We start from the raw sequence: 21,677 nt of genomic DNA, 5'->3' as shown, positions 1-21,677 counted from the left end.
GGATCGGGTGGTCAGGCATCATCGCTGACAGCCATGGACGAGTGTGACGCTGTTCGTACAGTATCCTGGTCACGAGACCAGATTTCGGCGCTTAAGCTCCGTCCAGATCCCGTCTTCCTCCACCGGTTCTGTGACTGTATCCGCAATCTGTTTCAGATCCTCCTGTGCATTGCCCATGGCCACGGCGATCCCGGCTGCTTCGAGCAGTTCTTTGTCATTCATCGCATCCCCAAACGCGATGGACTGGGAAATCGGAATGCCATACCAGCTGCAGACTGCCTTCAGGGCCTCTCCTTTGGACACACCGCTGGAGGTGATGTCCACACCAAGCGGATGCCATCCAAAGATTTCAAGTTCCGGTATTTCCCGCCGCATCTGCTCCCGGAGTTCTCCCGGAACCGCAGCAATAACCTGCAGACAAGGCTGCGAGAGCCGGACCATGAACCCGGGATCCGGGACGACTTTCTGACTGGCAAGACTCAGGTAATCCTGCAGTTTCTGATCATATCGGTCGGCACCCATGCTGGTTTCTCCCGCCAGAATCATGCCGATGCCGTGATCTGACAGGAACCGGTATACTTTCGCGAGCAGGGGCTGCTCAATGGCATTTTCATATGCGATCTCTCCGTCTTTCGTGACAGCCAGAGCCCCATTGAAGGCGATGCGTGCGTCAAAGCCAAAGTCCGGAATGATGTACGGAGGACGGCCGGATGCCGCAACGACTAGAATACCCTGTTTTTGAAGCTGCCGGAGGGCTTCGGCATGTCCGGGGCTGAGTTGTGTCTGACGGAATGGCAGCAGGGTGCCATCGATGTCGAAAAATGCGATCCTGACTGGCTGACCAGTTTCTTTTTGCAATGTCATATCTTTATCACCGATTTGATTATAGGAAATCATCAAACAGAAACAAGGGACTCACAGGATGAAACATGCAAAACCAAACAAATTGTCTGTAAACAAAAACAGGATTCTGTCACAGACAGAGGAATGGAACTGTCTGATGATCCGGACAGAGGAGATGGTCCACGGACCGGGTCCTGATGAGACCAGATGTATTCAAAGGCAGGGGCAACCTGCTACTATGTAAGAGACACTCAAAGGAGGACGAATCAAGTATGTCCAAAACAGCAGTCATTACTGGAGGAACCCGCGGCATCGGTCTGGAAACCGTTCGCCTGTTTGCAGAAAACGGATACCATGTCGTGTTTTACGGTTCACGAAAGGAAACCGTGGACAAAGCCCTGGCACAGCTGGATGGCCTGGAAGTGGAAGGGAAATGGACGGATCTGACAGATGAAGAAGCCATTCGCCGGGATTTCCGTCAAATCGCGGAGACAAGAGGATCCCTGGATGTTCTGATCAACAATGCCGGCATCTCCGACCGCCAGCCGTTTCTCGACTATGATCTGGAACGCTTTGACAGAATCATGCGGCTCAACGTAACCGCTCCGTATGTCTGCTCCCAGGCAGCGGCTGTGATCATGAAAGACCAGGGACACGGCGTGATCCTGAATACAAGCTCCATGGTCGGCACCTATGGCCAGCCGGCGGGTGTGGCCTATCCTGTGTCCAAATGGGCAGTCAACGGCATGACAAAATCCCTGGCACGGGAGCTGGGACCCTTCAACATTCGTGTCAATGCAGTGGCGCCGGGTGTAACAGCCACCGATATGGTACGGGCTCTTCCGGAAGAAATGGTGGAGCGGATTTCGCAGGGCATCCCTCTGCGGCGTGTAGGGGAACCCTCGGATATCGCCCATGCATTCCTGTTTCTGGCATCTGACGAAGCCGGATACATCACCGGAGCGATCCTTCCCGTGGATGGTGCCACACAGGTATAGGCAGTACTTTTTGAGACAGGAAGCAAAGAAGCAAAGAGGAACCACAGGTCCCAGTTCGTTCCTGTCTTTTTTCGTGCCGTGATGCGGTTCTATGCATGAAACAGGGATGTAAACTCTGCGTATCCGCTTACATTCCGGAAATATTCTGTGGTTTTTCTGTCCAGAACGGTTCAAAATCTGTCCATGTTCGCCCTTGATTTGCCGAAAGCCCTTACGGAACTTATGATGAAAGCGGCTCAGGAAGGAGGCGGTGAACATGCAGAAAAGCATTCTCTTCTATGGAACAAAAACCGATTGCCGCCGTCTTCCGACGGTTCTTTGAACTGAGGTGTCAATGCATCTCAGTTTTTCTTACTGACAATGAATCCAGTCATACCATGAAACAGGGAGGAAAAAACTATGGATCAGAATTTCAACAAAGTTTTCTGGGATGCAGCAGCCAACGGAGATTTCCCGATGGTCTGCAGCCAGATCCGGACAGGTGCGGATGTCAATTACGCAAACGGAGAAGGACGGACAGCCCTGATGCGGTCTGCAAAGCGTGACAGAAAAGATGTGGTGCAGGTCCTGCTGGACAATGGTGCAGATGTCAATGCTGCTGACAACAAAGGGAAAACAGCTCTGATGGCAGCTGCGAAAAAAGGAAACAAAACCATCTGCAGGGCTCTCCTGGATGCCGGAGCGGATGTAAACGCGAAGGACGACAATGGACGGACAGCTCTCATGCGCGCAGCACTGCTGGGCCAGGACCGCTGTGTGGAAGTGCTCCTGGATGCAGGTGCCGACATCAATGCGCAGGATGAAGCCGGCCGGACGGCTTTGATGGAAGCCTGCATCGCCTTCAAGCGTGATACCATCGCCATGCTTCTGGAACGCAACGCAGATGTAAACCTGTTTGACAACAACGGCTGCACAGCTCTCATGCGCGCTGCCTACGGCGGCTATCCCTCCCTGGTGGAAAAGCTTCTGGCGTTCGGTGCCGACAAGGATATGGAAGACAAACAGGGCAATGTAGCTCTGGACTATGTCCGTGAACACTGCCGTGCTCAGCTGGAACCCATCCTCAGATAATACAAAGACAGGAGAAAAGGAATGAGAGACTACAAAAGCAGCGAGGTCCGCAACGTAACCGTTGCCGGCCATTCCGGTTCCGGGAAAACATCGGTCCTGGAAGCCATGCTCTACTATACAGATGCCACTGACCGCTTCGGCCGCACCAGCGATGGGTCCAGCCTGATTGACTTTGATGCAGAGGAGATCCGCCGAGGTCTGTCCGTATACACTTCCATTGTTCCCATCGAATGGGATGACTGCAAAATCAACTTCATCGACACCCCGGGCTACCTGGATTTCACCGGTGAAAAACAGGCGGGCATGGCCGTCGGTGATTCGGTACTTATTGTGGTGGACGCCAAAGATCCCCTCCAGCCCGGCACCCGGATCGCCTTCAAGGAAGCGCAGGATGCAAAGAAACCGGCTATTTTCTTCATCAACAAGCTGGACGAAGAACACACCAGCTTCGAAGATGCCTACACCAGGCTGCATGAAGCCTTCGGCAAATCCGTCATTCCCTTCGAGGTTCCGATCATCGAGAACGGTGTCTATGTGGGAACTGTGAACATTCTGCGGAACAAGGCCTGGTACCACCATGGGCCGAAGGCCAGCGATTCTGTTGCACAGCCGGTCCCGGCGGAGATGGAAGAGGAAATCTCCATGTACAAGGACCAGATCGCGGAAGCGGTGGCGATGGGCGATGACGAACTGATGGAAAAGTTCTTCTCCGGAGAACCGTTCACGGATGCAGAGCTTACCAAAGGGGTGCGCATCGGTGTCCGGTCCGGCGAAATCATACCGGTTTTCTCGGGTGCTGCCATTGAATCCCGCGGCATCGGGCGGCTGATGGATCTGATTTCCACCTATTTCCCGACGTATTCCGAAAAGGGCATTTTCACAGCCACCACACCCAATGGTGTGAAGGTCGATCTTCTGACCACCGAGGAGGAGGTGCCGACGGCGCAGGTCTTCAAGACGATCGTGGATCCCTTTGTCGGCCGTATTTCCTATGTGAAGGTTCTGTCTGGAACGCTGAATTCCGATACCACGATGGTCAACGCAAACAACGGCAAGCCGGAGAAAATCGGCACCATTTTCACCATCAAGGGCAAACACCAGACGGCGGCCGGCAAGCTGTTTACCGGTGACATCGGTGCCATCACCAAGCTCCAGGAAACCCATACCAACGACACACTCTGCGCCAAGGGCAAGCTGCTCATGGCGGATCCCATTGTGTTTGAGGAACCGCTGTACGGGCAGGCAGTCAACGCGAAGACCAAAAACGACGAAGACAAACTGTCCGGCAGTCTCAACCGGATCCAGGAAGAGGATCCGACGTTCCGGGTTGTGGTGAATCCGGAAACCAGAGAGACTGTGATTTACGGTATCGGCGACCAGCACCTGGAAGTGATCGTGAACAAACTCCAGACCAAGTTCAAAACCGGAGTCACGCTGCAGAACCCGAAAATCACCTACCGGGAGACCATCACGAAATCTGCAGTGGGCGAGGGAAGACACAAGAAGCAGTCCGGTGGCCATGGTCAGTTCGGTCATGTCTTTGTGGAATTTGCACCAAATGAAGACAAAGAAGAGATGGAATTTGCCGAAAAGGTATTCGGCGGGGCTGTTCCCAGACAGTATTTCCCGGCGGTTGAAACCGGTCTGCGGGAATGCGTACAGGAAGGTCCGCTGGCGAAATACAAGATGGTCAACGTGAAAACCACGCTGCTGGACGGCAAGTATCATGACGTCGATTCCTCGGAAATGGCGTTCAAGATGGCTGCAAGACTTGCCTACAAGGATGCCATGGCAAAATGTGCCCCCATTCTGCTGGAGCCGATTATGAATGTGACCGTGACGGTCCCGGATGAATATACGGGCACGATCCTGGGTGATCTCAACAAGCGACGCGGCGCCATCCTGTCCATGACCCCGGAAGATGACCTTCAGGTCATCGAGGCACAGGTCCCCATGGCGGAACTTGCAAAATACTCGGTGGATCTGCGGAGCATGACACAGGGACTTGGACGCTATACACTGTCCATGGACCGGTATGATCCTGTTCCCGAGAGTCTGGCAAAACGTATTATCGAAACTGCCTGATTGAAGGCAGTGGATTGAGGACATCGCTGTTTCCTGTCTGGAGACGGTGGTGTCCTTTTTCTGTTCCCGGTCAATGCAGACCACGCGGACGGATACAGGTTTGTCTCAGGCATCCAGACGACTCAGGCATCTCTGCAGGAGAGTCCGGACGATGACAGGTACAATACAGGCATGACAACCAGAACTGTTTTTATACCAAGTGAGCACAAACCCTATTACCGGAAGGTACCGGTGGAATTCGAGTTCCATCCCGGTCAGTCTGCGTTACAGAAAATGAAAAATGTCAAGGCCCTGCAGGATGCCTGGTCCCTGGACCATCCCGATGCCAGACTGCTGGAGGTTTCCACAAAAAGTCCCGAGGATACAGGCCGGCGTCTGTCTCCGTTCAATCTGACCAGGACCTTATACAGTCTGAATAAAGAATTCCCTGTGGAAAACATTGTGCAGGCCAGCAAGGTCCTGGAGCAGGGAGGTCCCTATTACGACCTGCTGGGGACCGATCCCCTGTCTGCCAAACAGGATCCGCGGACTACCGGAAAACTGGAGGCCTATTCCCTGGAAGGGGAGCTGTATCCGGCTTCTCCGGATTTTCTGTTTTATACTTGGATCTATGCCATGGCTGTCCTGGAAAACAACCTCCAGAGAGTTCTTCTGGATGCAGACGCTTTCTCGGACATTGAATTCGCCGGCAGCGACGGAAACTGTCAGGCACGCGCCTGTGCCATTACGAAATCCCTTCTCACCCAGTCACGGCTGAAGAAAAACATGACATTTGAGGAGTTTTCCCGCCTGTTTCTGGTCTCTGATCTTGACGAAGTGAAGCTGACACCAAAAAAGGATTTTCATGTTGGACCAAATCCGAAAAAAACAGTGTTCAGTGTGGGAGACTGGCTGATGCATCCGGCCATCGGACAGGGCCAGGTCATGAAAAAAACACCCAGAGACTATACCATCATGTTTCGTGTATCCGGCCCGAGGACGTTGCGGAAAGACGTCGTCGAAACGAAGTGTTCACGCCTATGAAATTTTCGCCCTACAGTATACAGACCCCCCTCTATGCAGCAATGACCTGTCCGCAGTCATGCATCCTGGAAGAAGATGATACAGGGATTCTGCTGTCTGACAGAAAAACCGGGATCTGGATCCTGGATACAGAGGATACCGGTCAGGCTGCCGTGTGGCTCGAGCGGCACCGGCAACCGGGCATGAACGTCCTGGTTCTCAGGGATGCCTGCTGTTCTGCATTCGAGGACATGACAGACTGGGAAATCAAACGGGGATTTCTTCAGGCTGTCTGGACAGGGGATCACCCCGGAATTCCGGCTGTTCATCTTGAGCAGGCAGAACTTGCGGATGTCCAGTTTCTGAAGGAACACTGTCCGCTGTTTTCAGAACAAGAACTGCTGAACGCAATGGCGGAGAACAGGCTGTATGCCGGCTTTGACAGCAGACAGTGCATTGGATACTGCGGAATCAGTCAGGCCGGACGGATGAATCTCCTGTTCATTCCTGAATGCAACAGGCGGCAGGGCCATGGCCTGGCCCTGGAAGCGGCACTGATCGGTCACCTGATGGACAATGGAATCATTCCCTATGCACATATACCTGAATCCAATCTGGCTGCTGTGTCACTGCAGCAGAAACTGGGGATGGTGATTTGTCCGGAAGAAATCTGCTGGCTGAAACATGCCGGGTAACATCAGGTTGGGGGACCTGCTTCAGCCCCGGAAGACTGCCTGTCTTTCTGGACCACGGAGGGGGGTGGAAGCGGCTCGGGAGCTCACAGGATGCCATCCGATGTCAGGATCACAAAAAACTGCTTTGCTGCCAGTAAAGTCCGGGTTTATAATATCGCGGATGCAGTTCCGGCTGATCGCATGACAGCCAGGAGATACACTGTATCGGCGTTTTTTATTTTGATACATCGCATCCGCACAGGAGCGAGAGTAGGAGGAATCATGAAAAATCAAAACACAAAACGAATGACTCTGTTTGCACTGTTTCTTGCCATCGAAATCATGCTGTTCTGCACTCCCTTCGGGTTTCTGCAGATCGGACCCCTTGCCATCACACTCATGCACGTCCCTGTCATTGCAGCATCCATTCTGCTTGGCGTGAAGGAAGGCATGGCCCTGGGACTGGTGTTCGGCCTCTGTTCCATGATCAAGGCAACGATGGCACCCGGCATCACGAGCTTTGTCTTTTCCCCGTTTGTGACGATCGGCGGCATCAGCGGTAACTGGTCGAGTCTTCTGATCGCGCTGGTTCCGCGTATCCTGACAGGGTACATTCCCGGAGCTCTGTACAGTCTCCTCCAGAAAAAAGGCATGAACCAGTCGTTGGGCGCCGGGCTTGCTGCCATGACAGCCACGATGGTGCACACTGTCCTGGTACTTGGCGGGATCTGGGTATTCTTCGGGGAGCCTTACGCAGCCGTTCTCGGCTCTGCCAGAGACCTGCTGATGGGACTGTTCGGCATGACAGTGCTCACCAACAGCCTGCCCGAGACGGTGGTGGCAGGTCTGGTGATGGCAGCTCTTGTCAAAGCCATTCGCGTGCCGTCTGTCAAAGCTGTCAGAGCCTGACTGTTCTGTTTCCTGCAAAAGCTGCAATGTCCTGTGGACAACGCAGCTTTTTTCTGCGTTTCAGGGAGTATGCAGCCAGGCGGGACCCGCCAGTGACAGGGAAGCGCTTGCAGTCAAAAGCCGCCGTCGCAGAGGGATTGTATCCCAATGCACATTGAGCAGGGGAAGAATCAGTGATAAAATTTAGGGGATTGAAAGCGGTACATTATCCGTTTTTGCGAACAGGAGGAGAATATATGCTCAAAGGAATCGCTGCAAGTGCAGGCGTGAATGTTGCAAAGGCGTACAAGCTCGAACAGCCTGAAGTTGTGATTGAAAAAAGAGAAGGCGAACCCGCAGCCGAACTGCAGAAATTCGACGATGCACTGGCAAAAACCGTCAAAGACATCCAGGGTGTCAAGGAACGCGCAGCCAAGCGTCTGTCCGATGAAGAACTTGCTGTATTTGATGCACATCTGATGATGGCGGAAGACCCCGAATTCGCTTCTCAGATCAAGGCTATGATTGAAAATGACAAGGTCAATGCCGAATATGCGGCGGATACCGTTGCCAACCAGATGGTGGCGATGTTCGAAGCCATGGACAACGACTATTTCCGTGAACGTGCGGCGGATATCAAGGATGTTACCTTCCGCCTGAAGTGCAACCTGCTGGGACTGCAGATCCCCGATCTGACAGCCATTGACGAACCGGCCATCATTGTGGCGCATGACCTGACACCTTCGGACACAGCACAGCTCAATGAGTTTGTGAAGGGCTTCGCCACAGCCATTGGCGGCAAGACCAGCCACTCTGCCATCATGGCCAACTCGCTGGAGATCCCGGCAGTCGTGGGAACGAAGGGCATCATGGAAAACGTAAAGACCGGAGACGTGATCGGCCTGGATGCCATTGACGGATTTGTCTATGTGAACCCGGACGATGTGACCGTTGAAATGCTGAATCAGAAATCTGCTGCTTTCGCGGAAGAAAAAGAAGCACTGAAGATGATGGTCAACGCAAAATCCATTACCACAGACGGTCATGAAGTCGAACTCGCCGGCAACATCGGCGGCTTCAAGGACGTGGAAGGCGTCCTGAAAAACGGCGGTGAGGGTGTTGGTTTGTTCCGTACAGAATTCCTGTATATGGACAACGATCACTTCCCGACAGAAGAAGAGCAGTTTGAAGCCTACAAAGCCGTGCTGGAAGGAATGGGCGGACGCAAGGTAGTTGTCCGTACCCTGGACATCGGCGGTGACAAGAAACTGTCCTACTATACCTTCCCCGAAGAAATGAACCCGTTCCTGGGCTATCGTGCCATCCGGCTGTGCCTGAAGGAACAGGATATTTTCCGCACACAGCTGCGCGCCCTGTGCCGGGCTTCCGTATACGGCAAGCTGTGCATCATGTTCCCGATGATTGCCACCATTGACGAATTCCGTCAGGCCAAGGGGATTTTTGAAGATGTGAAGGCTGAGCTGCTGGCTGAAGGTGTGGCAGTTGCCGATGACATCCAGGTGGGCATGATGGTGGAGATTCCTGCCGCCGCTGTACTCGCAGACGAGTTCTCCAAGTATGCCGACTTCTTCTCCATTGGCACCAACGACCTGATCCAGTACTCCATGGCTGCTGACCGGATGAGCGAAAACGTATCCTACCTGTACCAGCCCTACAACCCGTCTATCCTGCGTCTGGTCAATATGACGATCAAAGGCGCTCACAAAAACGGCAAATGGGTCGGCATGTGCGGTGCTATGGCCGGCGAACCCTATGCAGTGCCCATCCTGCTGGGTCTGGGTCTCGATGAGTTCTCCATGTCTGCCACACAGATTCTGAAGGCGCGTAAAGTTGTCACCGGTCTGTCTTATGCAGATATGCAGAAACTTGCAGAAAAGTGCCTGAACATGGATTCCGCAGCAGAAGTCCTGGACTATGTACAGTCGGAAGTAAAAGCGTAAAACATTGATTCAATTCATTGAAGCAGATCAAGCCGTCCTTCGGGACGGCTTTTTCAACTTTTCCGGCAGCGCAGCAGGAAGGGAAGAGAACGATTTTCACGAATTCGATGACAGGACAGAAAAATCAGGGAGAAGAACAAAAGCCTCCACACGCAGGGAGGCATACAGGAATGATCAGAACTTCGGTGCAGTCAGGTAATCGGGGATCAGGAAAATTTTCTGAAAACCAGATTGAGTGCCCCAACCAGTTCCAGCCCAAGGGCAAAACCCGCAACCATTTCGCTGACTGTCTCAGGAACACAGTCTCTCAGCAGGATAGACAGGCCCATGCACAGCATACCTCCAGCAACAAGCCACTGCCCGCATTTGTGTGATTCTTCGTTTTTGCCCTGTATTTTCGCGATTTCCCGACTTGTCTGATACACAGCATTCATGAGGGTCAGGGCTGCAGCTCCAACCAGGAGCGCACAGAGAAACATCACGGTCCAGATCAAAGGCTCATTGTCGGGAACCATGACAGCGATATCCCAGGTCAGAAACATAAGAATCATGAGCTCAGCAATGGCAGTGGCCCTGAACATGCGGCGGATCTTTCTGTACTGTTCCAGGCGGCTTTCGGTGTCAGTGTACAGCTGCAGAGGGCCGTCACTGGCCTTTCGGCGGACCAGAAACCAGAACCCGCCGCTGGGAATCACCTGGATGTTCTGGGATTCGAGAATGGACAGGTAGTCCGATGAAATGCTGAATGCCCTGTCCTTCAGGTCGCAGTTATAGACATATTCGCCTGGAGTGCATGGTTCGAAGGTATACAGTCCATACCCGAACTTTGTCAGATTCCATCCCTGTCGGGCCATTTCATTCAGCCAGTCCATTTCTCTGTTTTTGTCAAAACACAGTTTGAATTTCTTCATTACAGTACCCTTTCCGCATTTTTCAGTGCTTCTTTCATCCGTTCAGTCTCGGCCTCGAATACTTCAGACCCTTCCCGTGTGAGCCGGTATTCCTTTTTTCCCCTGGAACCTGGCGCTTCACCACAAGGCTCGATCCATCCTTTTTTCTGCATCGTTTTCAAGGCCCCATACAAGGTGCCGGCTCCCAGTTTGACCCGGCTGCAGGTCATTTGTTCCACCGCCTGCGTAATGGCATATCCATGTCTGGGTTCATGGAGGGCCAGCAGGATATAGAACATGGATTCAGTCAATGGCAGGTCATTTTCATACATACTCATCCTCCGATATATCATCTGGCGATATATCTTTATCTTGAGTATATCCTCAAACGATACATCGGTCAACGATATATAGAGCAAAATAAAAAGGTGCCTGCCATATAGACAGACACCGTATATACTTTGAAGAAATCTGGCAGCCCCTTACGCAAACAGAAGTGCGAATTTCAGCTTGTCAGCTTTGACGGAGTGAATGACACCTTTGTCGAATTTGAAGAAATCGTGTTCCTTTACCTTTGTGACTGCGTTCTTGTAGGTGATTTCGCCAGATCCTTCCAGAATCATGACCAGAGCATCTGCAGGAGCGGGATGATCGGGAAGCAGGGAATGATCGATGGCAACCAGCAGCATCCGGACACCGTTCTGGTCTATATACACCTGCTTGACAGCCTTATCTTTTTCATACTGGATCTGATCTTTGAGATGAAATACTGAACCGGCTTCCTGTGAAACAAACATTGTTGATACCTCCTTGAAAAAAGGCCAGCTCCAAATGGAACTGGCTGGGTCTTGGCCGGACCTGTAGTCCAGCCGGGTGTCCTTTTATGGAAAGGGACTGAACCAGCGGCCAGTTCCCCGGCTCGCATTGTCATCATATACTCCCGGAGGACAGAACGCCACGGATATGACCGGCTGTCATTTCGGACTATTGTGGTCTGTTCAGGAATCGTGGTTAGCAGACTGCAGGTATGACAAAATATCTGTATACAGATCCGGATCCTGTACAGCCTTGTCCCGGATGGAGAACCCAAGTTCTCCGGTTTTTCTGGAAATCCACAAATCCACCGGCTGGCTGTTGTACGTAATGGACCCCTGTTTCCTGAATTCCGCAGAGAAGGGAAAGAGTCCTGGTTTTTTCTTTTTCTTCATGCACAAAGAATATCAGATTCTGTCGATCTGTGCCTCCTGCAAAGAAACTGCAGCCGGTACCGGACAGCAAGACTGGAACCGGTCTGCTGTCCCAAATCGGAATTCACCCGGATCACTGTCCATACCTTCGATTCACTCCAGCGCCTCTACAGCCCCTTGCAGCTCCCGCCGGTATTGTCCGGGTACCGCATTGCTTTTGAAACATCTTTCTGCTATCATTGCCATATCTTTCAACGGCTGTGAACGGAAGGAGTACCGTCATCATACCTTGCAGAGAGTTCCGTACTGGTGGAAACGGGACAGGTCAGGGGCGGGAAGGTAGTCCGGGAGCCGGTCGGGTGAACAAGCCGGACAGTTTCGGCAGTAGCCTGATCCGTTTGCCGCGTTATGGCCAGAGGCAGGACTTTACAGACAGTTCTGTAAACAAGGGTGGTACCACGTGATCATGCGTCCTTTTCGGGACGCTTTTTTATTCGACAAGGAGGAAACGACATGGGACTTGAACATCGGCTGGCGCCAAAATACGCTAGCATCATCACAGAAGCTGACCGCTATGACAACTGGAAAGAGGAAGGCTATTTCACCGCCGGTGACACGAACAAAAAGCCGTATTCACTGGTGATCCCGCCACCCAATGTCACAGGCAAACTGCATCTGGGCCATGCCTGGGATACCACGCTTCAGGATATTCTGTGCCGCTACAAGCGCCTGCAGGGATACGATGTCTGCTGGGTGCCGGGGATGGACCATGCGGGCATTGCGACACAGGCAAAAGTGGATGCCCGTCTGAAGGAAGAAGGCATTTCCCGGTATGACATCGGCAGGGAGAAGTTTCTGGACCGCGCCTGGGCCTGGAAAGAGGAATACGCTGCCACGATCCGCAAACAATGGGCCAAACTGGGACTGTCCCTCGATTACAGCAGAGAGCGATTTACGATGGATTATGGTCTGTCCGAGGCCGTCAATAAAGTGTTTGTGGATCTGTACAACGATGGACTGATCTACCAGGGAGAGCGCATCATCAACTGGGATCCGGAAGCCAGAACAGCATTGTCCAACATCGAAGTGGAGCACAAAGAAATCATGGGACACATGTATTACTTCCGGTACAAGGTGCAGGAGACCGGACAGGAACTGGTCATTGCCACGACCCGTCCGGAGACCATGTTCGCTGACCAGGCCATCTTTGTGCATCCCGACGACAAACGCTACAAAGACATAGTGGGTCTGCACGCCATCAATCCGGCAAATGGAGAAGCGCTGCCGATCATGGCAGATGACTACATTGACATGGAGTTCGGGACAGCGGTCATGAAATGCACCCCTGCGCATGACCCCAACGACTTTGCCCTGGCGAAAAAGTATGATCTTCCCATGCCCATTTGCATGAATGATGATGGAACCATGAATGAGATGTGCGGGAAATATACCGGGATGGACCGGTTTGAATGCCGGAAAGCCCTGGTTGAGGATTTTGAAAAGGCCGGCGTTGTGGACCACATTGAGGAGCATCTGCATCAGGTTGGTCACTCCGAGCGCACGGGCGTCATTGTTGAACCGTATCTTTCGAAACAGTGGTTTGTGAAGATGAAACCCCTGGCAGAAGAAGTCCTGAAGAACCAGCAGATTCCCGACCAGAAAATCAGTTTTGTTCCCGAACGGTTTGAACACACATTTACGCAGTGGCTGGAAAACATTGAAGACTGGTGCATCTCCCGTCAGCTCTGGTGGGGCCACCGCATCCCTGCCTGGACCAGCGAAACAACCGGAGAGCTGTATGTGGGAACCAAAGCCCCGGAAGGCAGTGACTGGAAACAGGATGAAGATGTGCTTGATACTTGGTTTTCCAGCGCTCTCTGGCCGTTTTCCACCTTCGGATGGCCGGAGGATACGGCAGACCTGGAACGGTACTATCCAACGAACACACTGGTCACCGGATATGACATCATTTTCTTCTGGGTTGCGAGAATGGCATTCCAGGCCAGATACTGCACTGACAACCGTCCGTTCAGGGATGTCCTGATCCATGGCCTGATCCGTGACAGGCAGGGCAGGAAAATGTCCAAATCCCTGGGCAACGGTGTAGACCCCATGGATGTCATAGCGGAGAAAGGAGCCGATGCCCTTCGGTTCTTCCTCACCACCAACAGTGCACCCGGAATGGATCTGCGTTACGACGAGACAAAGGTGGATGCTGCCTGGAACTTCATCAACAAGGTCTGGAATGCCTCCCGTTATGTACTGATGCAGCTGGAGCCGGGGGAAGTCTACAGCATCGACCCGGAGAGCCTGTCTGCCTCTGATCAGTGGATCATGGACCGATTCAACCGCACACTGGCGGAAGTGGAAAAAAACATGGACAAGTACGAATTTGCGATTGCCGGCAACGTACTGCAGAACTTCGTCTGGAATGACTTCTGTTCCTGGTACATTGAATTATCCAAAACGGATAAATCCCGCAATACGAGTGCAGTCTTGCTGGAGGTCCTGAAAAAATCCATTCTCCTTCTGAGCCCGTATATGCCATTTGTCACCGACACCATCTGGGAAGCCCTGCCGGGAACAGCAGGATCCATCAACACCGCAGAATGGCCTGCTTCTTTCAAATTCCAGTCCGATCCAGAGCTTGAACGGGAAATGGATCTGGTCCTTCAAATCGTGCAGTCAGTCCGTGAGCTGAAAGCTGAATACCGCATGAAACCCTCGGCGCCGATCGTCATTTTTGTACAGGACGAAACAGGTCATCCTGTAACTCTCTCGTCAAGGGCTGCAGGAGCACTGGATGGACTCTGTCATGCAAGACTGTCAGATCGTGAACCGGAGGGGGAATGTGCAACCAGGACACTTGGAACCTTTGTTCTGTCCGCCGGTCTTTCCGAGCTTGTGAATGTCAGTGAGGAAAAAGCCAGGCTCCAAAGGGAAATGGAACGCTTGGAAAAGGAAATCATGCGCGGCGAAAAAATGTTGTCAAATCCCGGATTTACATCCAAGGCACCCGCTGCGAAGGTCGCCGCAGAGACACAGAAACTGGAGAATTACAGAACGGAATTCACCTTAGCAAAGGAACAGTTTAGGAAATTAGACAAGATTCAGCCAAAAAAGTAAAAAAACACACTCAAACATTCAAAAATGTTGATATGTATGCGCTTTTCTGGCGAAAATCAATTGACATATCATTCCGTGTTAATTAACATTTTATTGAAAGCAGGTGTGTTATGGATTCAAAAAATGTCTTGACTTTACTGGGTGATCTTTTGGATCTGTTCAGGAAGGAACTGAAGAACGAGCTGAAAGATCTGCCTCCTCTGCGGCAGAAAGACTTCCAGGTTCTGGAGTATATCTGGACAGCCAACCCCGAACATTCGGTTCGCATGTCCGATCTGACGCAGTTCATGGAAGTTTCCCCGGCAGCAACGAGCCAGCTGATCAACTCCTATGAAATGCAGGAAATCGCACAGCGCGTACGGTCCACGGAAGACCGGCGGGCGAACTTTGTTCAGATCCATCCCACTCTTTTGAAGAAAATCGAAAAGAAAATGGATGACCTGAACGACAGGACAGCAGCATTGCTTGAATATCTTGGACCGGAGGATGCCGAGGCACTGGAGCGTATTCTGAAAAAAACCGTTGAATGGAATGACGCGCAGGCAGATGAAGCGGATACGGAGTGAGCCGGACGGACTGAAACCGGATCCCTGGACAGCCTTGTCAGAACTCTTCCAGATCCCCCCGTGTCATTCTGCACAGGAACTTGAACATCAGCTGCTGCAGTTGAGCCAGCCGGTGGTATTTGAAGCCGGTGACCGCAGTAGACTGAGCAGGGAAGTCCTGGACGTGCTGGAATCTGTCCAGCAAAAATCCGACTGTATTTATGTGATATGGGAATCAAGGCAAAAAGGATGTCGTATGTGACATCCTTTTTTCTTCGTGGCTGAAATCTTGCGCAGGGCAGGTGGTGATTGCCGGATACTCACTGAATCGCAGAACAGCCCTGTTTCAGAGAAGGGCCCGGTCGAATCCGGAGCCGGATCATATCAAATCCAGCACTGTTCCTCTTCTCCCTGTTCGAGGCGCAGATTTTCTATGATAATGTCCCCCAGGCTCTGCCATTCAGGTTTTCCGGATCTCCTCATATCATCTGCAATGGATTCAATCAGGTCGAATGACACAAGCTGAGGCTCGCTTTCCACCGGAACCGGATCCAGCTGAATGCTCTTTCCCCGCCATCCCTGTTCCGGTTCTCGGATGCAGTGCCAGCGACTGTTCCGCGATCCCAGATACAGCAGTGCTTCACCCTTTGATGAAACGATGGTTCCTGGAGCCAGTTCCAGTTTCCAGCGGGCTTTCTTCGCATTTCCGCCAGACTTCCTGTCCTCTTTTCTTTTCTTCTCCCGCTCAAGCTTCAGGTACTCTGACCAGTTCAGTGCTTCCGCCGGGGTGAGTGTCTGCATCCAGTCAAGTTCACCGATACAGGCATCAAAACACGAAGCGTCTGTGTCCGGGATCACATTCTTTCCCTGGTAGAAGAGCGCTGGCTGTCTGTGGCCTTCCGGCATTGTGGTGGGATGCAATGTGGCTGTTGTCTTTTCCCGTTTTCAGACCCAGAACAGTTCCTCCTGATACCGGACGATATCATCTGTCTCTATGACAAGCCGGTCCCTGACCCAGTCTGAAAGCCCCGTCTTTTCACACCATGTTCTGTTCATGGCTTTTCTGTACACGATCTGCAGATGTTCTGTCCGAAGTGAAAAGCACCGTTCAATGAGAGGCCTGGGCTCCAGATACATGGGAGAAGAAATATCAAAATACGTGATGTGCACAGTCGGCCGCCGTATGTGATCCAGGCTGTACCAGGGATACTGCTCGGGCAGGGCTGCAAAACAGGAACCGCTTTTCGGTCTGTGGGACCCTGGAAAAGCCAGCAGTGTTCCATTTTCCATCTGACGGAAAATCGGATATGGACGTTTCCAGTGACCTTCACCTGCCTCCAGGAGAGCCCTGTCACCAAGGGGCATCCAGGAATAGAAAACATCCCCGGGTATGGCAGAATCCGCCATTTTACGATGCTGCAGCGTTTCCGGCGGAATCAGCTGACTGAACCTGGTCCGGTTCTCTGCAGCGGCTCTCACAGTGTTTCTTGCTGCCGGAAGGTCATCCGGGAGAAGATATCCTGCCACAGGATAAGAAAGTTCAGGCACGGCGACAGGAGTTCCTCCTTCCGGCACAATGACGCTGTCCTGTCTGGTCCCATCTGTTTTGTACCACGAAAATCCGCCCTGCACCTTATGTTCGGATACAGAGCACGGTACCATCTGTCGGCCGTTTTCATCACCCATGATCAGATACAGCGATCCATCGCTTTCCACAAGTGATCCAGGCTGCAGCTTCAGTCAGTCCGGACCTTCCAGACACAGGATGGCTGTATGCAGCATGATCCGTGCTGCAAACCGGTCCGACATTCCTTTTACAAATCCAGACAGATTCCGTTTCTTTACCCGAAACAGGCTGCTGCAGTCTGCGAACAGGGGAGAGTCCGGGATATACCGGTCTCCAAGAACAGAAACCGGCTGATCCTCATGAAGAACTTGGATATATCCGTCTTTCTTCCGGGAGGTCAGGGGCACACACCAGAAGTCTTTCAGCCATACGGCCAGCATGAGTCTGTGTTCATGAAACACAGCAATAATGTCCCGGGGATCAAAGAATGATTTGCTGCGAAAAAGGACCGAAGTAGTCTGTATTTGAGTTGTTTCAGCATACTCTCCCCCTTTCACCCATCCAGGATATCACGCAAATATGCATAATATATGCCTGTAAAATAATGATCCCTGTACCCGGCATCAGCCGGACGGCCGCTGCAGAACTGCATCATGTTTTCAGCCGGAGTCACAGTAACGGCAACCCTTTTTTCAGAAACAGGGCCGGCGCAGTGACTGCCATGTGCAGACCGTGAGAAAAGATTCGTGATTTCCACGAAAAAAGGCATCCGAAGATGCCTCTTTGACCGATGTACCTGCTCATGGCAGGCAAACGGAGTACTGCGCCAACCAGAGTCACACGACCGTGACTACGCCTGTTCCCTGGCTGCCATTTTCTCCCGATAGAGCTGTCTGCGGTCCTGTGGTGTCAGTCCCTTTTTCCGGATCCGGATGGCATCTGGTGTCACTTCCACCAGTTCATCATCGTTGATCCACTCCAGGGCCTCTTCCAGGGAGAAGACACGGGGAGGTGTCAGCAGCATCGCTTCATCGCGGCCGCTGGACCGGATGGCTGTCAGCTTTTTATTTTTCAGGGGATTCACATCCAGGTCGATGTTCTTGGCGGACTCCCCAATGATCATGCCGGTGTAGACCTCGGTCTGCGGACCGATGAAAAGGGATCCGCGTTCCTGAAGATTCCACAGGGCATAAGTCATGGCAGCTCCGGTTTCCGTGGAAATCATGGCCCCCTGCATACGCTGTGCGATATCACCCTTATATGGTTCATAACCGCACAGACGTCTCACAAGGGTACCTTCGCCATGTGTGTCATTGATGAATTCCGTCCGGAACCCCAGCAGTCCACGGGTAGGGGCTGTATAGGTGATGCGGACATAGCCGTTTTCTTCTTCCATGTCCTGCATGATTCCTTTCCGCAGATTCAGCTTGTTGATGATCGTCCCCTGATATTCAGACGGGGCGATGCAGACCACTTCCTCCATCGGCTCCACCTTGCGGCCTTCTTCATCCAAGTGCAGAATGACCTCAGGCTTGGACACTGCCAGCTCGTAGCCTTCCCGCCGCATGTTTTCGATCAGGATCGAAATATGCAGTTCACCGCGCCCGGATACCTTGAATGTATCCGGCGAATCGGTTTCCTCCACCCGCAGGCCCACATTGACCTCCAGCTCTCGGGCAAGACGTTCCCGGATGTTTCTGGATGTCACGTATTTGCCGCTTTGACCGGCAAAGGGGGAAGTATTGACATGAAAATTCATGGACAGTGTCGGTTCTTCAATGGGAATGGATTCCATGGGTTCCGGGTCATCCACCGGGCAGATCGTGTCGCCGATGGAAATCTCCGGCATTCCTGCGATCACCACAATATCACCGGCATGAGCTTCCTGCACCGGTGTCCTGGACAGTCCCTTGTAGACAAACAGACTGGACAGAGTTTCATTTTTCATCGTTCCATCGGCATTTGTCCGAATGTACTTGCCGCCGGCGTTCAGCGTTCCCTGGTAGATCCGCCCGATTCCCAGACGTCCGATGTATTCGTCATAGGCCAGCGCCGACACCTGCATCCGGACCGGTTCATCATTGAGGTCCGGATATACATCACAGTGCTTCAGGATCGTCTTGAACAGCGGTTCAATATTGTCTGAAGGAGTCTCCAGATCATACTGTACCCGGCCTTCCTTGGCCACACCATACAGGATGGGGAAATCCAGCTGGTCATCCGTGGCATTCAGATCCAGGAACAGGTCGTAGACCTCATCCACGACTTCCTCAGCCCGCTGGTCCTTTTTGTCGATTTTATTGATGAGGAGAATCGGTTTCAGCCCGATTTCCAGTGCCTTGCTCAGCACGAACCTGGTCTGCGGCATGGGACCTTCACTGGCGTCCACCAGCAGGATCACTGTATCCACAGTCCGGATGATCCGTTCCACTTCACTGGAAAAATCCGCGTGGCCCGGAGTATCCACGATGTTGATCTTCACACCATCATGAATCACGGAACAGTTCTTCGAGTAAATCGTGATGCCGCGCTCACGCTCCAGGTCGTTGGAATCCATGACACAGTCCACCACTTCTTCGTTGGACCGGAACACATCGCTCTGCCTCAGGAACGCATCCACGAGGGTGCTTTTGCCAGCATCTACATGGGCGATGACGGCGATGTTCAGTATCTTTTCGTATTCTGCCATTGCTTGCTCGCTTTCTTGAATAAATCCGGTCCTATTATATGCATTCTTGCGGGAAACTACAAACGTGGATATAATCAGCGGATAGGAGATTGATTATGCAGGTGAGATATTACAAAGAATACAGCAGCATTCTTGGCCGCGAGATGGAATTCAAGCTGTATGGACATGCAGGGCCTTTGTGCCTGGTGATACCCTGTCAGGATGGCAGGTTCTTTGAATGGGAGGACAGACGGATGTTCGATCTGGTTTCCGGACTGATCGACGAAGGACGGATTCAGTTTCTGACGGTGGATTCTGTGGATGCAGAAACGTGGAGCAGCTTCGGGCCCACAGAAGGCCGCATGCACCGGCTGGAGGCCTGGAACCGCTATGTGCTCGACGAACTCATTCCATCGGCATTGTGGAAAACAGGGAAGTCCGAGGCAGAACCGCTCATGGTGATGGGGGCGAGCATGGGCGCCTATCATGCGGTCAATCTGTTTTTCCGCCATCCCTGGCGGTTCAGTCGGCTGCTGGCTTTGTCTGGTCTGTATGATATGAGCCGCTATGTCTATGACAGCTGTTATACAAAAGAGTTTCATATCAACAACCCGCTCGCATATCTGGAGGAACTGGATCCGCAGGATGAACGCATTTCGCTGTACAATGCAGCCGATGCCCGAATCGTGATCGGACAGGGAGCCTGGGAAAACGAGTGTCTGGAGGATACAAGAAAACTCGCCGACCTGTTCTGGCGCAAAGGAATCCAGGTGGAAACCTGTTTCTGGGGCTATGATACTCCGCATGACTGGCCCAGCTGGGAGCGGCAGCTTCTAGAGTACCTGCCGCACATGGTTTAGGCTCACGCTGTCAGCGGGCGCAAAGAACGGATCATCACATCATTTCACATTCCGTTTTTTCCGGTTTTGTCACTTTTTTCCGTTATAATGGAACCGAAGACAGAAGAAAGGAAATGGTATATGAAAGGTATGGGACTGCATCCCTGAGCAGAAAACCGGACTGTGACAGCCGGACAGTGTCCGGTTCATGACTCCACTTACCCCGCAGCCTGATTTCGTGCATTTGCGTAACAGACTGCCGAAAGCCGGAAGCTTTCCGATTTAATTCAAGTACATACGAAAGTTCACAGCATCCGGAGGGAAACCGGATGTTTTTTTGATCCTGCACAAAAGAACCGGCACGCACTTGCCAAAGAAAAAAAACGCGTGATGCACGCGTTTCACAACCCACAGACCAGGTTTTACCCGATCAGCACAACATCGCGGATTGCCGGGACTTCATCCAGGAGCAGGAGCTTGACACCTCCGGAGAAATCCTCTCCGGCCATGGCACAGCCCGCACAGGCACCGATGAAACTCACATATACAATGTTGTTTTCATCCACTCCGAGCAGTTCGATGTCACCGCCATCATGCTGAATATACGGCCTGATTTTTTCCAGGACTTCTTCCACCTGTTCCTCCAGGACCTGGGCAGTCGGCTCTGTCAGTTCATGGGGTTCTGACTCCGACGGTTTCAGACCCGCTGCGGCCTCCAGATCCTGCGCGGCTTTCACCGCCTCGGGATCCTGTCCCAGTTCTTTTTTTTCAGAAGCCGATTCCGGCTTTTCTTTGTATTCCATAGCATTACCTCCATTGATTTCTGTATTCAGCTGTCCCCGGACAGAAGACCGGCATGGTCTGTCAGATCAGAAACAGCGGGGACAGGAGCAGGGGAATCAGCAGCCCCAGCACGAACCCGCCTATGACTTCCACGACTTTGTGTCCCAGTATGGTTTTCAGTTTTTCCTGGTAGATCGGATCGCTGAACGTGAGACCGGTCATGTCCCGAAGATCCTTGATCAGCTGCTGGGTGAGTTCGATGTTCTTGCCGCTGTAATACCGGACATGACAGGCATCGTACATAACGATAGCAGAAAACACAGCTGTCACTGCAAACAATGTGGAGGAAAACCCGTCTTCCATTCCGACGGTCATGGACAGTGCCGTGACTGTGGAGGAGTGGGAACTGGGAAAACCGCCGCTCATGAGGACCCACTGCAGGTTCCATTCGCCGGTCCGGTAATAATAAATGAACAGTTTTGCCACTTGTGCCGTGACATTGGCGAGCAGGGCACAGACCAGGGGAAACAGGGAATTCGGGATCATGAAA

21 protein-coding genes and 1 other annotated feature are annotated in these 21,677 nt (G+C 52.4%); of the genes, 10 read left to right on the top strand and 11 right to left on the bottom strand.

Annotation, left to right across the window (positions count from 1 at the left end; translation table 11 throughout):
* Window positions 1-69: 69 nt before the first annotated feature.
* Entirely contained in the window at window positions 70-864 is a 795-nt protein-coding gene (locus tag aalo17_RS06225; RefSeq protein ID WP_067557006.1) for a Cof-type HAD-IIB family hydrolase, read from the bottom strand.
* 251 nt (window positions 865-1,115) lie between these two features.
* Here aalo17_RS06225 and aalo17_RS06220 point away from each other — a divergent pair, with 251 nt between their 5' ends.
* The 7 genes from aalo17_RS06220 to ptsP all read left to right on the top strand — a co-directional run bounded on the left by aalo17_RS06220 (window position 1,116) and on the right by ptsP (window position 9,522).
* The gene (locus tag aalo17_RS06220; RefSeq protein WP_067557003.1) at window positions 1,116-1,841 is read left to right on the top strand and encodes an SDR family NAD(P)-dependent oxidoreductase; all 726 of its coding nucleotides are present in this window, start codon (window positions 1,116-1,118) and stop codon (window positions 1,839-1,841) included.
* A 399-nt stretch (window positions 1,842-2,240) separates the two neighbouring features.
* The gene (locus tag aalo17_RS06215; protein ID WP_067556999.1) at window positions 2,241-2,912 is read left to right on the top strand and encodes an ankyrin repeat domain-containing protein; all 672 of its coding nucleotides are present in this window, start codon (window positions 2,241-2,243) and stop codon (window positions 2,910-2,912) included.
* Window positions 2,913-2,933: 21 nt separating this feature from the next.
* A complete protein-coding gene (gene fusA, locus aalo17_RS06210; RefSeq protein ID WP_067556997.1) occupies window positions 2,934-4,997 on the top strand; it encodes an elongation factor G in 2,064 nt (687 codons plus the stop codon).
* 171 nt (window positions 4,998-5,168) lie between these two features.
* Window positions 5,169-6,020: a DarT1-associated NADAR antitoxin family protein gene (locus aalo17_RS06205; RefSeq protein WP_067556994.1), complete on the top strand. Its 852-nt coding sequence runs from the start codon at window positions 5,169-5,171 to the stop codon at window positions 6,018-6,020.
* A complete protein-coding gene (locus aalo17_RS06200; RefSeq protein WP_067556992.1) occupies window positions 6,017-6,694 on the top strand; it encodes a GNAT family N-acetyltransferase in 678 nt (225 codons plus the stop codon). Before aalo17_RS06205 ends, aalo17_RS06200 begins: the two co-directional genes overlap by 4 nt.
* 261 nt (window positions 6,695-6,955) lie before the next feature.
* Window positions 6,956-7,582, top strand: a complete 627-nt coding sequence (locus aalo17_RS06195) for an ECF transporter S component (RefSeq protein WP_067556989.1) — start codon at window positions 6,956-6,958, stop codon at window positions 7,580-7,582.
* A gap of 236 nt (window positions 7,583-7,818) precedes the next feature.
* Entirely contained in the window at window positions 7,819-9,522 is a 1,704-nt protein-coding gene (gene ptsP / locus aalo17_RS06190; protein WP_067556986.1) for a phosphoenolpyruvate--protein phosphotransferase, read from the top strand.
* Window positions 9,523-9,728: 206 nt separating this feature from the next.
* Here the strand turns inward: ptsP and aalo17_RS06180 are convergent, their stop codons facing one another.
* The 4 genes from aalo17_RS06180 to aalo17_RS06165 form a co-directional block, all read right to left on the bottom strand.
* Window positions 9,729-10,433 carry a DUF2812 domain-containing protein gene (locus tag aalo17_RS06180; RefSeq protein ID WP_067556980.1) on the bottom strand — a complete coding sequence of 235 codons (705 nt, stop codon included), beginning with the start codon at window positions 10,431-10,433 and terminating at the stop codon, window positions 9,729-9,731.
* Window positions 10,433-10,744, bottom strand: coding sequence for a PadR family transcriptional regulator (locus aalo17_RS06175; protein WP_143385502.1), 312 nt, complete (start codon window positions 10,742-10,744; stop codon window positions 10,433-10,435). Before aalo17_RS06175 ends, aalo17_RS06180 begins: the two co-directional genes overlap by 1 nt.
* Window positions 10,745-10,894: 150 nt before the next feature.
* The gene (locus tag aalo17_RS06170) at window positions 10,895-11,209 is read right to left on the bottom strand and encodes a cupin domain-containing protein (RefSeq protein WP_067556974.1); all 315 of its coding nucleotides are present in this window, start codon (window positions 11,207-11,209) and stop codon (window positions 10,895-10,897) included.
* 201 nt (window positions 11,210-11,410) lie between these two features.
* Entirely contained in the window at window positions 11,411-11,620 is a 210-nt protein-coding gene (locus aalo17_RS06165; protein WP_067556971.1) for a hypothetical protein, read from the bottom strand.
* A gap of 230 nt (window positions 11,621-11,850) precedes the next feature.
* Window positions 11,851-12,078 (top strand) — a binding site (T-box leader).
* A gap of 34 nt (window positions 12,079-12,112) precedes the next feature.
* On the opposite strand from aalo17_RS06165, the gene aalo17_RS06160 reads away from it, so the two are divergent.
* Window positions 12,113-14,725 (top strand): valine--tRNA ligase, encoded by a 2,613-nt coding sequence (locus aalo17_RS06160; RefSeq protein WP_067556968.1) that lies wholly within the window; start codon window positions 12,113-12,115, stop codon window positions 14,723-14,725.
* A 110-nt stretch (window positions 14,726-14,835) separates the two neighbouring features.
* Window positions 14,836-15,291, top strand: coding sequence for a MarR family winged helix-turn-helix transcriptional regulator (locus aalo17_RS06155; protein ID WP_067556962.1), 456 nt, complete (start codon window positions 14,836-14,838; stop codon window positions 15,289-15,291).
* 363 nt (window positions 15,292-15,654) lie between these two features.
* On the opposite strand, the gene aalo17_RS06145 is transcribed toward aalo17_RS06155, so the two are convergent.
* From aalo17_RS06145 to typA, 4 genes are all read right to left on the bottom strand, one after another.
* Window positions 15,655-16,176 (bottom strand): hypothetical protein, encoded by a 522-nt coding sequence (locus tag aalo17_RS06145; protein ID WP_067556956.1) that lies wholly within the window; start codon window positions 16,174-16,176, stop codon window positions 15,655-15,657.
* A 39-nt stretch (window positions 16,177-16,215) separates the two neighbouring features.
* The gene (locus aalo17_RS06140; protein ID WP_145907550.1) at window positions 16,216-16,818 is read right to left on the bottom strand and encodes a hypothetical protein; all 603 of its coding nucleotides are present in this window, start codon (window positions 16,816-16,818) and stop codon (window positions 16,216-16,218) included.
* A 192-nt stretch (window positions 16,819-17,010) separates the two neighbouring features.
* Window positions 17,011-17,277 (bottom strand): hypothetical protein, encoded by a 267-nt coding sequence (locus tag aalo17_RS06135; protein ID WP_067556950.1) that lies wholly within the window; start codon window positions 17,275-17,277, stop codon window positions 17,011-17,013.
* Between the two features lie 410 nt (window positions 17,278-17,687).
* Entirely contained in the window at window positions 17,688-19,526 is a 1,839-nt protein-coding gene (gene typA, locus aalo17_RS06125; RefSeq protein WP_067556944.1) for a translational GTPase TypA, read from the bottom strand.
* 95 nt (window positions 19,527-19,621) lie between these two features.
* On the opposite strand from typA, the gene aalo17_RS06120 reads away from it, so the two are divergent.
* Complete coding sequence (locus aalo17_RS06120; RefSeq protein WP_067556935.1) at window positions 19,622-20,365, top strand: esterase family protein; 744 nt, start codon at window positions 19,622-19,624, stop codon at window positions 20,363-20,365.
* A gap of 401 nt (window positions 20,366-20,766) precedes the next feature.
* On the opposite strand, the gene aalo17_RS06115 is transcribed toward aalo17_RS06120, so the two are convergent.
* The gene (locus tag aalo17_RS06115) at window positions 20,767-21,147 is read right to left on the bottom strand and encodes a NifU family protein (protein ID WP_082743277.1); all 381 of its coding nucleotides are present in this window, start codon (window positions 21,145-21,147) and stop codon (window positions 20,767-20,769) included.
* A gap of 61 nt (window positions 21,148-21,208) precedes the next feature.
* Window positions 21,209-21,673 (bottom strand): divergent PAP2 family protein, encoded by a 465-nt coding sequence (locus aalo17_RS06110; protein ID WP_067556932.1) that lies wholly within the window; start codon window positions 21,671-21,673, stop codon window positions 21,209-21,211.
* Window positions 21,674-21,677 lie beyond the last annotated feature (4 nt).

Source organism: Faecalibaculum rodentium (assembly GCF_001564455.1).
Lineage (GTDB): Bacteria > Bacillota_I > Bacilli_A > Erysipelotrichales > Erysipelotrichaceae > Faecalibaculum > Faecalibaculum rodentium.
This window is presented reverse-complemented; position numbering and strand designations above follow the sequence as displayed.

What these genes read in the sequence shown, in the direction of transcription:
- aalo17_RS06170 (WP_067556974.1), bottom strand. Translation starts at nt 11,209, where the DNA reads ATGTTTGTTTCACAGGAAGCCGGTTCAGTATTTCATCTCAAAGATCAG.
- aalo17_RS06135 (WP_067556950.1), bottom strand. Translation starts at nt 17,277, where the DNA reads ATGCTGGCCGTATGGCTGAAAGACTTCTGGTGTGTGCCCCTGACCTCC.
- aalo17_RS06145 (WP_067556956.1), bottom strand. Translation starts at nt 16,176, where the DNA reads ATGCCGGAAGGCCACAGACAGCCAGCGCTCTTCTACCAGGGAAAGAAT.
- aalo17_RS06175 (WP_143385502.1), bottom strand. Translation starts at nt 10,744, where the DNA reads ATGTATGAAAATGACCTGCCATTGACTGAATCCATGTTCTATATCCTG.
- aalo17_RS06225 (WP_067557006.1), bottom strand. Translation starts at nt 864, where the DNA reads ATGACATTGCAAAAAGAAACTGGTCAGCCAGTCAGGATCGCATTTTTC.
- aalo17_RS06215 (WP_067556999.1), top strand. Translation starts at nt 2,241, where the DNA reads ATGGATCAGAATTTCAACAAAGTTTTCTGGGATGCAGCAGCCAACGGA.
- aalo17_RS06160 (WP_067556968.1), top strand. Translation starts at nt 12,113, where the DNA reads ATGGGACTTGAACATCGGCTGGCGCCAAAATACGCTAGCATCATCACA.
- aalo17_RS06195 (WP_067556989.1), top strand. Translation starts at nt 6,956, where the DNA reads ATGAAAAATCAAAACACAAAACGAATGACTCTGTTTGCACTGTTTCTT.
- aalo17_RS06205 (WP_067556994.1), top strand. Translation starts at nt 5,169, where the DNA reads ATGACAACCAGAACTGTTTTTATACCAAGTGAGCACAAACCCTATTAC.
- aalo17_RS06120 (WP_067556935.1), top strand. Translation starts at nt 19,622, where the DNA reads ATGCAGGTGAGATATTACAAAGAATACAGCAGCATTCTTGGCCGCGAG.
- typA (WP_067556944.1), bottom strand. Translation starts at nt 19,526, where the DNA reads ATGGCAGAATACGAAAAGATACTGAACATCGCCGTCATCGCCCATGTA.
- fusA (WP_067556997.1), top strand. Translation starts at nt 2,934, where the DNA reads ATGAGAGACTACAAAAGCAGCGAGGTCCGCAACGTAACCGTTGCCGGC.
- aalo17_RS06200 (WP_067556992.1), top strand. Translation starts at nt 6,017, where the DNA reads ATGAAATTTTCGCCCTACAGTATACAGACCCCCCTCTATGCAGCAATG.
- aalo17_RS06220 (WP_067557003.1), top strand. Translation starts at nt 1,116, where the DNA reads ATGTCCAAAACAGCAGTCATTACTGGAGGAACCCGCGGCATCGGTCTG.
- aalo17_RS06115 (WP_082743277.1), bottom strand. Translation starts at nt 21,147, where the DNA reads ATGGAATACAAAGAAAAGCCGGAATCGGCTTCTGAAAAAAAAGAACTG.
- aalo17_RS06180 (WP_067556980.1), bottom strand. Translation starts at nt 10,433, where the DNA reads ATGAAGAAATTCAAACTGTGTTTTGACAAAAACAGAGAAATGGACTGG.
- aalo17_RS06110 (WP_067556932.1), bottom strand. Translation starts at nt 21,673, where the DNA reads ATGATCCCGAATTCCCTGTTTCCCCTGGTCTGTGCCCTGCTCGCCAAT.
- aalo17_RS06165 (WP_067556971.1), bottom strand. Translation starts at nt 11,620, where the DNA reads ATGAAGAAAAAGAAAAAACCAGGACTCTTTCCCTTCTCTGCGGAATTC.
- aalo17_RS06155 (WP_067556962.1), top strand. Translation starts at nt 14,836, where the DNA reads ATGGATTCAAAAAATGTCTTGACTTTACTGGGTGATCTTTTGGATCTG.
- ptsP (WP_067556986.1), top strand. Translation starts at nt 7,819, where the DNA reads ATGCTCAAAGGAATCGCTGCAAGTGCAGGCGTGAATGTTGCAAAGGCG.